8 protein-coding genes are annotated in these 10650 nt (G+C 65.4%); 4 read left to right on the forward strand and 4 right to left on the reverse strand.

All coding sequences use genetic code 11. The features are described 5' to 3' along the window. Positions 1–58: 58 nt before the first annotated feature. A complete protein-coding gene (locus tag ACK4S9_RS17505; RefSeq protein ID WP_409728222.1) occupies positions 59–934 on the forward strand; it encodes a head GIN domain-containing protein in 876 nt (291 codons plus the stop codon). A 155-nt stretch (positions 935–1089) separates the two neighbouring features. Here ACK4S9_RS17505 and hmpA read toward each other — a convergent pair whose 3' ends face one another. Continuing rightward, entirely contained in the window at positions 1090–2277 is a 1188-nt protein-coding gene (gene hmpA, locus ACK4S9_RS17510; protein WP_409728225.1) for an NO-inducible flavohemoprotein, read from the reverse strand. 225 nt (positions 2278–2502) lie between these two features. Between hmpA and ACK4S9_RS17515 the strand changes: the two genes are divergently transcribed. Continuing rightward, the gene (locus tag ACK4S9_RS17515) at positions 2503–3966 is read left to right on the forward strand and encodes an APC family permease (RefSeq protein WP_409728228.1); all 1464 of its coding nucleotides are present in this window, start codon (positions 2503–2505) and stop codon (positions 3964–3966) included. Further along, positions 3967–4605: a CatA-like O-acetyltransferase gene (locus tag ACK4S9_RS17520; RefSeq protein ID WP_409728230.1), complete on the forward strand. Its 639-nt coding sequence runs from the start codon at positions 3967–3969 to the stop codon at positions 4603–4605. It abuts the gene before it with no gap. A 146-nt stretch (positions 4606–4751) separates the two neighbouring features. On the opposite strand, the gene ACK4S9_RS17525 is transcribed toward ACK4S9_RS17520, so the two are convergent. From ACK4S9_RS17525 to ACK4S9_RS17535, 3 genes are all read right to left on the reverse strand, one after another. Continuing rightward, a complete protein-coding gene (locus tag ACK4S9_RS17525) occupies positions 4752–6917 on the reverse strand; it encodes a S46 family peptidase (RefSeq protein ID WP_409728233.1) in 2166 nt (721 codons plus the stop codon). A 131-nt stretch (positions 6918–7048) separates the two neighbouring features. Then, the gene (gene cls / locus ACK4S9_RS17530) at positions 7049–8335 is read right to left on the reverse strand and encodes a cardiolipin synthase (protein WP_409728235.1); all 1287 of its coding nucleotides are present in this window, start codon (positions 8333–8335) and stop codon (positions 7049–7051) included. A gap of 82 nt (positions 8336–8417) precedes the next feature. After that, complete coding sequence (locus ACK4S9_RS17535; RefSeq protein WP_036212790.1) at positions 8418–8687, reverse strand: GlsB/YeaQ/YmgE family stress response membrane protein; 270 nt, start codon at positions 8685–8687, stop codon at positions 8418–8420. Positions 8688–8969: 282 nt separating this feature from the next. Here ACK4S9_RS17535 and ACK4S9_RS17540 point away from each other — a divergent pair, with 282 nt between their 5' ends. Beyond that, positions 8970–10481 carry a hypothetical protein gene (locus tag ACK4S9_RS17540; protein WP_409728238.1) on the forward strand — a complete coding sequence of 504 codons (1512 nt, stop codon included), beginning with the start codon at positions 8970–8972 and terminating at the stop codon, positions 10479–10481. The last annotated feature ends 169 nt before the right edge of the window (positions 10482–10650 follow it).

Here is a 10650-nt window from a genome sequence, read left to right on the forward strand (position 1 = left end):
CGAAGGGGCGAGGCGCTTGTTAAAGTCGCATCCGTCAACAACCACAGAGGATTTCGCCATGCGTCTCATCGCCCTTGCCGCCATTGCCGCCGCCGTCGCTTCCCTGAGCGGCTGCGCCATCATCGTGTCGCCCAACGACGGCGACGTGCGCATGCGCTCGGTGTTCAGCGACGGCGCGCTCGAGGGCGATGGGGTCGCCGCGCGCGACCAGCGCCAGGTGGCGGCGCACGGCGTGCTGGATGTCAGCGGGTCGATGCAGGTCGAGGTGCAGGTGCGCCCGGGCCAGGCGCCCTCGCTGCTGGTCGAAGCCGACGCCAACCTGCTGCCCTACATCCGCACCGAGGCGCAGGGCAATACCTTGAAGATCGCCAACGAGCGCCAGCTGCGCAGCAAGACGCCGGTACGCATCGTCTACACCACGCCGCGCCTGACCGAGGTGCGCGCCGCCGGCTCCGGCCAGGTGGTCGTGCGCGACCTGAACGGCGCGCCGCTGGAAGTGCGCAAGAGCGGTTCCGGGACGGTAGCCCTGGCCGGCAAGGTCGACAGCCTGCATGCGCGCGTGAGCGGCTCGGGCGTCCTCGATGCGGGCGAACTGAAGAGCGCCAGCGCCGACCTCAGCCTGGCCGGTTCGGGCCGCATGAACATCGGCGAGATTCGCGGCGACTATGTGCGCGCCAGCGTGGCCGGTTCCGGCGTGCTGCAGGCCGGCGGCGCGGTGCGTTCGCTCAATGCCCGTGTTGCCGGCTCGGGCAGCGTGGACCTGGCCGCGCTGTCGACGCAGGATGCCGACCTGGCGGCGGATGGTTCGGGCGGGATTCGCGCCACCGTGAAGCAGTCGCTGGTGGCGCACGGCGGCGGCTCGGGCGGGATCCGGGTGTATGGCCGCCCGGCGCAGCGCAGCGTCACTGGCCGTAACGTGCACTTGCTGGATTGAGAAATGACCTGGCGCGGCAAACGCTCGCCGGATGAATTCGTAGGGTGGTCGGCTTTGCCGACCGCGCGTTCAGCTATCGGATGCATTCAGGCACGGCATGCACTAGCTGTACGCGCGGACGGCGTAGCCGTCCACCCTACAAAAACCGGTCCCGCTTACAGCAGGTTGTCCAGCAGGTCCGGCCCGAACACCTCGCGGTGCAGGCGGCTGGCCGGGGCGTCGGCCGCCAGCAGGGCATTCCACTGCGCCTGCATGAAGGGCAGCGGGCCGCACATGTAGACGTCGGTCTCGCCGCGCGGCCACGAAGGCAGGCGCGCCAGTTCCATCTGGCCCTTGAGGGCGCCGCTCGCCTCTTCCTCTTCATAGAACGTGACCACGTGCAGGTGCGGCATGCGCGCTTTTGCCGCGGCGACGTCGCGCTGGTGCGCGTGCTGCGCCGCGTCGCGCGCGGCGTGGGCGAAGATCACACGGCGCTCCGGGTTGACCATCGCGATGCGGTTCAGGGCCGCGATCATCGGCGTGATGCCGACCCCGGCCGACAGCAGCACGACCGGTTCGTTCGATTCGGTATCCGGCAGGAAGTCGCCGAACGGGTGGATCACGTTCAGCAGGTCGCCCACGTTCGCGTTGTCGTGCAGCCAGGTCGACACCTCGCCTCTAGGTGCGGCGCCGCCATCCTCGCGCTTGACCGAGATGCGCAGGCTGTCCTTGCCCGGCGCGTCGGACAGGCTGTACTGGCGCAACTGGCGGCGGCCGTCCTTGAAGTCCACGGCCACGCTCAGGTACTGGCCCGCCTTGAAGGGCGGCAGGGGTCCTCCGTCCGCAGGAATGAAGCGGATCGAGATCACCTTGTCGCTCTCGCGCACGACTTCGGTCACGCGCATCGGGCGCGTCGCGCCCGGCTGCACGCCGGCTTCCTCGTACATCTTCGCTTCCGCATCGATCAGGAGGCGCGCCAGCGAGGTATAGGCTTCTTCCCAGGCCTTGAGCAGCGGTTCGGTGGCGGCGTCACCCAGCACCGTCTTGATGGCGCCGAGCAGGTGGTGGCCGACGATCGGGTAGTGATCGGCACGGATGCCCACCGCGGCGTGCTTGTGCACGATACGGCTCACCACCGGGCCGAGCGCCGCGGCGTTGCCGATGTTGGCCGCGTAGGCGAACACCGCCGAGGCCAGCGAGGCCTGCTGCGCGCCGCTGGCCTGGTTACCCATGTTGAACAGGTTCTTCAGCTCAGGATGGGCCTCGAACATGCTGCGGTAGAAGGTGGTCGTGATGGCCAGGCCGTGCTCGCGCAGGACGGGGACGGAAGCGTCGATGTACGGACGCGAAGCGCTCGAGATCATGGTGGTTTCCTCTAATGATGCATTAACTATAAATGTTTATGGCCAAAAAATTGGCCCGGACGCGATGGGAAAATCGGTGCGGACGCAGCCATTCTATCAAAAGGTGCTGAGCAAATACATCTTTGAGAAAACAATTTAATTGAGAGAACATAACTACCCCTATAATCGCAGGTTTTAGCGGACGCTCGACCGAAGCGTCCAAAGCTTCCACACAAAGGACACGTCGTGAATCTGACCCTTGGCCAAAAGCTGATCCGCACGAAAACAGCTGAACGACACCATGACGAGAACAGCGGCAGCGGCGGCCTCCAGCGATCGCTCGGCCTGTTCCCGCTGACCATGATCGGCGTCGGCGCCACCGTCGGCACCGGGATCTTCTTCACGATGGTCGAGGCGGTGCCGAAGGCGGGGCCGGCCGTGATCCTCTCCTTCTTGCTGGCCGCCGTCACCGCCGGCCTGACCGCCCTGTGCTACGCCGAACTGGCCGGCCGCGTGCCCGCCGCCGGCTCCTCGTATTCCTTCGCCTATGCGACCGTGGGCGAGTTCGCCGCCTTCATCGTGGCGGCCTGCCTGCTGCTCGAATACGGCCTGGCGGGAAGCGCGGTGGCGATCGGCTGGTCCGACTACCTGAACAACTTCCTGTCGAATGCCTTCGGATGGGAGATTCCTGCCCACCTGCGCTCGCCGATGTTCGTGTCGGACCACCATAACGTCCACTTCAACCCGGGCAACTTCAACCTGCCGCCGGTGATCCTGGTGGCGATGTGCTGCATCCTCCTGATCCGCGGCACCAAGGAATCCGCAACCACCAATTCCATCATGGTGCTGGTCAAGCTGGCCATCCTGATTTTCTTCGTCGTGATCGCCTTTACCGGCTTCGATAGCGCCAACTTCACGCCTTTCTTCAGCCCCGACCCCGACAGCGGCTACGTGGGCATGGCCGGCGTGACCGCCGCCGCCGGCACCGTGTTCTTCTCCTTCATCGGCCTGGACACCATCGCCACCGCCGGCGAAGAGGTGAACAACCCGCGCCGCAACGTGCCGATCGGGATCCTGACCGCGCTCCTGATCGTGACCGTCTTCTACCTGCTGGTGGCGGTGGCCGCCACGGGCGCCCAGCCGGCCCGCATGTTCGCGGGCCAGGAAGCCGGCCTGTCGGTGATCCTGCAGAACGTCACCGGCCAGGCCTGGCCGGCGCTGGTGCTGTCGGCCGGCGCCGTGGTGTCGGTGTTCTCGGTGACCCTGGTGACGATCTACGGCCAGACGCGCATCCTGTACGCCATCAGCCGCGACGGCCTGATCCCGAAGACCTTCCAGAAAGTGGACAAGCGTACCCTGGCGCCGGTCAGCAACACCATCATCGTCTGCGTGGTGGTGGGCGCGGTGGCCGGCCTGGTCGACGCCACCTTCCTGTGGGACATGGTGAGCATGGGCACGCTGACCGCCTTCATCGTGGTGTCGATCGCCGTGCCGGTGATCCGCGCCAAGCAGGGCCCCGGCGAGCCGGGCGCCTTCCGGGTGCCCTTCGGTCCCTACGTGATACCGGGCCTGTCGGTGCTGGCCTGCCTGTACATCATGAAGGACCTGTCGCCGTCCACCTTCCGCGTGTTCTTCATCTGGATGGGCGTGGCGGTGGCGACCTACTTCCTGTACAGCGTGCGCCACAGCCGCCTGAACAAGGCCCAGTAAGTGGAAGTATTCGAAAGGCGGCGCGACCGCTTCGCGCTGTTCGATGCAATGGACAGCGCCGCGGTCAACATCTGCTTCCCGCTCGAGTTGCCGGACTTTCGTCCCTGGTGCCGGGAAGCGGGCCTGGCGCCCTTCCACGTGCTCCTGTGCGCCGTGCTGCGCTCGGTACTCAAGGTCGAGAACTTCCGCTACCGGGTGCTGGACGGCGAAGTGATCCGCATCGAGCGCCTGATCCCGTCCTTCACGGTGGTCAACCAGCACAACGACCTGAATTTCGCCCAGTTCGACTGGTCCGACGACCTGCGTGAATTCGTCGCGCGCGGCATCGCGGCGCGCGAGCAGGCGGGCAGCATGGCTGCCCTGAACATGGAGTATGCGGCGCGCACGCCGCTACAGGCCAAGGAACAGGTGTTCGTGACCTGCATTCCCTGGCTGGCCTTCACCTCCATCCAGCATCCGATCGCTTCGCTGAAGCAGCCGGACATCCCGTCCTTCGCCTGGGGCAAATACCGCGACGCCCCGAACGGCCGCCTGGAGCTGCCGTTCTCGGTGCAGGCGCACCACGGCTTCGTCGACGGCTTTCATATCCATCAGCTGGCGCAGCAGATCGCTGCCGAGCTGGAAGCGATCATGCGCTGATCCGGCGCTGACGGTAACGAGAAGCTGACACGTTATTGAGGTAGGGTGGACGGCAAAGCCGTCTACCCTACAAAAACAAAAGCCACGCGGCTTTGCGGCCGCGTGGCTTTCTCATGCATGGCGCCCCGAGGGCGCCAGCAGGACGCTTATTGCACGCCCATTTCCTTCAGCAGGTTGTCGGCCTTGTCCACGTGCTTCATGTTCCACAGCATGTAGCGGCTGTCGACCTGGATCGAGCGGGTCATGTCCTTGTTGAAGTCCCAGTCCGAGATGATCGAATCCAGGGTGCCGTCGAAGGCCAGGCCGATCAGTTCGCCCTTCGAGTTCAGCGCGGCCGAACCCGAGTTGCCGCCGGTGATGTCCAGCGTGGCCAGGAAGTTGACCGGCACGGTCTTCAGCTTCGGATCGACGTACTTGCCGAATTCCTTGGCCTGGATCGCCGCCAGCTGGGCTGCCGGTGCGTTGAACTCGCCTTCGCCGGTGTGCTTGGCCACGATGCCCTTCGGGGTCGTGAACGCGGTCCAGGAGCCGGTGCCGTCGGCGCCGACGTCACGGCCCATCACCTTGCCGAAGGTAACGCGCAGGGTGCCGTTGGCGTCCGGGTAGACGGCCTGGCCCTTGCTGTTCATGTAGGCGATCTTGGCGCGCATGTAGTTGCCGTAGGCTTGCTGGATCTTGCCTGCCAGTTCCTCTTCCTTGGCTTCATCCTTCAGGCTCGCGTCGTACATCGCGACGGCGGCCTTGATGAAGCTGTCGTTCGAAGCCTGGAATTCGGCCGGCGACTTCTTCAGCCATGCGCTGCGCTCGGCTGCGTCGGCCAGCTTGGAACCGGCATAGATGCGGTCCAGTGCGGCCTTCAGCTCGGCTTCGCTCATGCCCGGCTTGATGCCGAGGGCGGCGTCGAAGGCGGCGTCGTGCTCGGCTGCCGGCTGCGCGTTGTACTTGGTCAGGAAGTTCAGCACCAGCGCCTTGTCGACCTTTTCGTCGTAGGTGCGGTCCTGGCCGGCGATGATCGCGTTCCAGCGCTGCATGTCGCGTTCCTGGAAGCCGGTCTTGCGCTCGGCGTCCGGCTTGGTGCGCTCGTTGGCCAGGCGGTACAGCGAACGTGCCGAGGACAGGAACTTCGGCTGGGCGTACGACAGGTAGAAGCCCTTCTTGGCGTTGGCGTCGCGCTCGGCGATCAGCTTCTCGGCCTGCTCGATGTCGGCGGCGTACTGCGCCTTGCGGGCAGGGTTGGCGTTGACCCAGGCCTTCAGGGCGTTGTGCTCGGCCGTCTTACGCTGCAGGAAATCGCTGTTCGCGTACGAAGTCAGCATGCCCTTGCGGTTCTTGTAGTAGTTGTTGACGCCGGCGATCTGGCCTGCGTACTTGAGCTTGGCGGCCGGGTCGTTCTTGGTCTCGCGCTCGATGATCGCCAGGGTCTCGCCCGATGCCTGCACGAAGGCCGGGTAGTTCCAGGTGAAGGTCGATTCGACTTCCGACGGCAGGCGGTGGCGGTTGGTGCGGCCCGGGTAGCCCAGCACCATGACGAAGTCGCCTTCCTTGGCGCTGGCGCTCGGATCGGCGATCTTCAGCACGTGCTTCGGCTTGTACGGCACGTTGTCCTGCGAGAACTCGGCGGACTTGCCGTCCTTGCTCACGTAGGCGCGGTAGAAGCCGTAGTCGCCGGTATGGCGCGGCCACATCCAGTTGTCGGTGTCGCCGCCGAACTTGCCGACGCCGGCCGGCGGTGCGTGCACCAGGCGCACGTCGCGGATCTCGAGCTGCTTCAGGCGGTAGAAGTCCAGGCCGCCGTAGAAGCTGGCCACGGTGCAGCGGTAGCCGGCCGACTGTTCGCACTCGGCCACCAGCTTCTTCTGGTTCTTCTCGATGGCGTCGATGCGTGCCTTGCCGCTCAGCTTGGCAACCTCGGGGGTGATGATCTGGTCGGTGACCTTCGCCACTTCCTCGGTCACGTAGACGCGGCTGCCCGGGGCGGCCGGCAGTTCTTCGGCGAAGGTCTTGGCCAGGAAACCGTTGGCCAGCAGGTCGCGCTCCGGCTTGGAGTTGACCGCGATGCTGTTGTAGATGCAGTGGTGGTTGGTGACGACCAGGCCCTGCGGCGAGACGAACGAGGCCGAGCAGCCGCCCAGGCTCACGATGGCGCCCATCGGGAACTCGGTCAGCTTGGTCAGGGTGGACGGATCCAGCTTGAGGCCGGCGGCTTTCAGTTGCTTGGCTACTTGTGGCAGCTGCTGCGGCATCCACATGCCTTCGTCCGCATGTGCGGCGAAGCTGGTCAGGATGGCCAGCGAGAGGAGGGTCTTTTTCATTCGCGTCTGTCTTGTTAAGGATGGGAACACTCGGGCTCCGCGGAGCATCCAAGAGTATCCGTAATCCCTATATGCATCGTCAACCAATATTTCGTACAGACAAACGCCTAGTTTTTTAGTGGAAACTTGTCCTACAACTGCGCGCTGAACAGCGAGGCCAGGCTCGTGCTGAGGCGCTGCCACCACGGCCGTTCGCGGTGTTCCGCTTTCGTCACCGGGCTCGAACGCCGCCAGTCGTCCTCGAAGATGGCGGTCTGCTCGCGCGCGAAGCCCTCGTGCAGGATGTTGAGGTTGGCCTCGTCGTTGATGCTGAACGAGCGGTTGTCGAAGTTGGTCGAGCCGACCGACACCAGCAGATTGTCGACGATCAGGGCTTTCACGTGGTACATCGTGGGCTGGTACTCGGCCAGTTTCACGCCCGCGGCCAGCAGTTCGCCCCAGCGCTCGCGCGAGGCGGCCTTGACCAGGTCGGAATCGATGATCTCGCCCGGCATCAGGATGCGCACCCGCACGCCGCGTTTCGCCGCCTCGATCAGGGTGCGGATGGTGAGGTCGTCGGGCACGAAGTAGGCCGCCGACAGGTCGATGGTCTTGCGCGCCGAGGTGATCGCCATCAGGTACATCAGGTGCATCGACTCGGCGCCGCCGGTCGGCGAGCTCGAAAACATCTGGGCCGGCATGTCGCCCACGTGCTGCAGGGCCGGGAAGTAATCGGCGCCGTCGAGCACGGTGCCGGTGGCCTTGGTCCAGTTGTCGTTGAATACGGCCTGCACCTGGCCGACCACCGGTCCTTCGATGCGGAAGTGGGTGTCGCGCCAGTGATCCTTGTCCTGGGCGTTGCCGCGCCACTGGTCGGCGATGCCGACCCCGCCGGTGAAGCCGACCTTGCCGTCGACCACCAGCAGCTTGCGGTGGGTGCGGTTGTTCAGGCGCGCCAGCTTCCACCATACCGGCTTGTGGTAGCGCTGTACCTGCACGCCGGCCCCTTTCATGGCGTCGATCTGGGCCAGGTCGAGCTTGAGGCTGCCCATGAAATCGAGCATCACGTGCACCTTGACGCCGGCGCGGGCGCGCTCGATCAGGGCGTCGGTGAATTCCTTGCCGATCGAGCCGGACCAGTAGATATAGGTTTCGAAGGTGATGGTCTTCTCGGCCGCGCGGATCGCTTCCAGCATGGCCGGGAAGATCTGGTCGCCGTTGAGCAGGACCTCGACTTTATTTCCTTCGAGAATGGGTGGGCCGAGCAGGACGCCGAGCGAGCGGCGGAACTGCGGGTCGTTGGTGTCGTACTGCCGGGTCAGGCGGGTTTCGATTTGCGTTTCGCTCGGCATGAAATTGAGCGCGAGCACCCCGCCGACCAGCGTGAGGGCGGCCGTGACGAGGATGGTCCAGAATCGTTTGGGTGATAGTAAGGACATACGGAAAGACGGATCGAACTGCGGGCGTAAAAAAACCAACGCATGAAGCGTTGGTTTTTAGGTAGGGCTACCCGATTGCTGATTAACGAACACGGCCGCGACGCAGCAGGTTCACGATTGCCAGCAGGATGACAGCACCCAGGAACGACACCAGCAGCGACGACACGCTGAAGTCATCGGAGTTGATGGTGCCGGTGCCGAACAGCGGCGACAGCAGCCAGCCGCCCAGGAAGGCGCCGACGATACCAACCACGACGTTGAGAATCATGCCTTGTTCTGCGTCGGTTTTCATGACCATGCTGGCCAGCCAGCCCAGAATGCCACCGACAACGATCCAAATGATGAATAACATGGTGTACCTCCTTCAAAGTAAGAAAACATACCCCCAGGCCCTTGAATTGCCGTGGCCATGGAGAAAAGTCTAGAGACCAGTCCCCTTCAGGTCGGTGCGGCAACGAACGTTAGACGGCGAATCTGCAAGCCTGTTCTGGCGCCGTGAACTGTCGAGCGAAAAGAACCGGGTAGGGTGCGTCAGCGAACAGAAGAGGTCTTGTACCGGGCATAAGGTTTCAACACTTGCAAGATCGATTTTGTCTGCAGGACCCAGCACCTGAACCTTCTGAAAGGATTCGCCATGAGCAACTACGATTCGAATACCCAGAACACCCAGAATTCCCGCATGGTCACTGGCCTGTTCCCCGACCGTGCCAGCGCAGAACGTGCCTATTCCTCGATCTCGACTCGCGGCTATACCAAGGACGACGTCAACCTGATGATGTCGGACGATGCCCGCAAGACCCATTTCAAAGATGCCGACACTGAACTGGGCAGCAAGGCTGCCGAAGGCGCCGGCATCGGCGCCGGCATCGGCGGCACCATCGGCGCCGTGCTGGCAGGCATTGCCGCCGTCGGCACCACCCTGGTGCTGCCGGGCGTTGGCCTGGTCGTCGCAGGCCCGCTGGCAGCGGCCCTGGCCGGCGCCGGCGCCGGCGGCATCACTGGCGGCCTGATCGGCGCGCTGATCGGCGCCGGCATCCCGGAAGACCGTGCTGCCCACTATGAAGAAGGCATCAAGCGCGGCGGCATCGTGATGGGCGTGAATGCCCGTTCGGACGAAGACGCACGCCACATCCAGCAGTCGTGGACCGACAGCGGCGGCACCCACATCATCGGCACCGGCGTCGGCGCCCTGGGCGGCGCGGCGGCAGGCGCCGCGATCGGCTCGGCAGCCGGCCCGGTCGGCACCGTGGCCGGCGCCGCCATCGGCGCGGTCACCGGCGGCATGGCCGGCAAGGGCGTGGGCGAAGTCGTCAACCCGAAAGCGGGCGACGACCTGTCGGAGCACTACCTGGCCAAGGGCGTGGGCGCCAGCAGCGGCGCGGCCGTGGGCGCGATGGCCGGCGCGGCGGCTGGCCCGGTCGGCATGGCTGCCGGTGCGGTGGTCGGCGGCCTGGCGGGCGGCGCGGCCGGACGCGGTGCCGGCGAAGTCGTCAACCCGAAAGCGGACGATGACCTGAACGACCATAACCTGGCGCAGGGTGTCGGCGGCGCCGGTGGCGCGGCAATGGGCGCCGCTGCCGGGTCGGTGGCGGGCCCGATCGGTACCGCCGCGGGCGCCGTGATCGGCGGCCTGGCTGGCGGCGCAGCCGGCAAGGGCACCGGCGAAGTCGTCAACCCGAAGCCGGGCGACGAGCTGCGTGACCACCACCTGGGCACCGGCGTCGGCGCGGCCGGCGGCGCTGCGGTCGGCGGTGCGGTGCTGGGCGGCGCAGTGGGCGGCCCGGTCGGCGCGGTGGCCGGCGCCGGCATCGGCGCGGCCGTCGGCGGCATGGCCGGCAAGGGCGTGGCCAAGATGGTCAACCCGCAGGAAGAAGACGCCCACTGGCGCAACCAGTACCAGACCCAGCCGTACTACACCCCGGGCTACACCTACGACGACTACGCGCCGGCCTATGCGCTGGGCTACAACTCGGCAGGCCGCTACCCGGGCGGCTACGACATGCACGAGAACGAGCTGTCGACCGAATGGGAACGCACCAAGGGCAATTCGCGCCTGAGCTGGGACCAGGCCAAGCACGCCTCGCGCGCCGCATGGCACAAGGTCGAGCGCGCCATCCCGGGTGACGCGGACCGCGACGGCCGCTGATCGCTGACGGCGTCCTGGCGTAAAAAAGCCTCGGTTCCTTGTGGGACCTGAACTGAACCCCAAAAGTTGGACACCAACTTTTGGGGTTTTTTCATGACGAAGTACGATGAGCGCTTCAAGCTCTCGATAGTGCAGCAATACCTCGATGGCAAAGGCGGCTACACGACGC

It is taken from the genome of Massilia sp., from assembly GCF_046293535.1.
Lineage (GTDB): Bacteria > Pseudomonadota > Gammaproteobacteria > Burkholderiales > Burkholderiaceae_D > Telluria.

Coding starts and splice junctions, on each gene's coding strand:
- ACK4S9_RS17505 (WP_409728222.1), top strand. CDS start 59: ATGCGTCTCATCGCCCTTGCCGCCATTGCCGCCGCCGTCGCTTCCCTG.
- hmpA (WP_409728225.1), bottom strand. CDS start 2,277: ATGATCTCGAGCGCTTCGCGTCCGTACATCGACGCTTCCGTCCCCGTC.
- ACK4S9_RS17525 (WP_409728233.1), bottom strand. CDS start 6,917: ATGAAAAAGACCCTCCTCTCGCTGGCCATCCTGACCAGCTTCGCCGCA.
- cls (WP_409728235.1), bottom strand. CDS start 8,335: ATGTCCTTACTATCACCCAAACGATTCTGGACCATCCTCGTCACGGCC.
- ACK4S9_RS17535 (WP_036212790.1), bottom strand. CDS start 8,687: ATGTTATTCATCATTTGGATCGTTGTCGGTGGCATTCTGGGCTGGCTG.
- ACK4S9_RS17540 (WP_409728238.1), top strand. CDS start 8,970: ATGAGCAACTACGATTCGAATACCCAGAACACCCAGAATTCCCGCATG.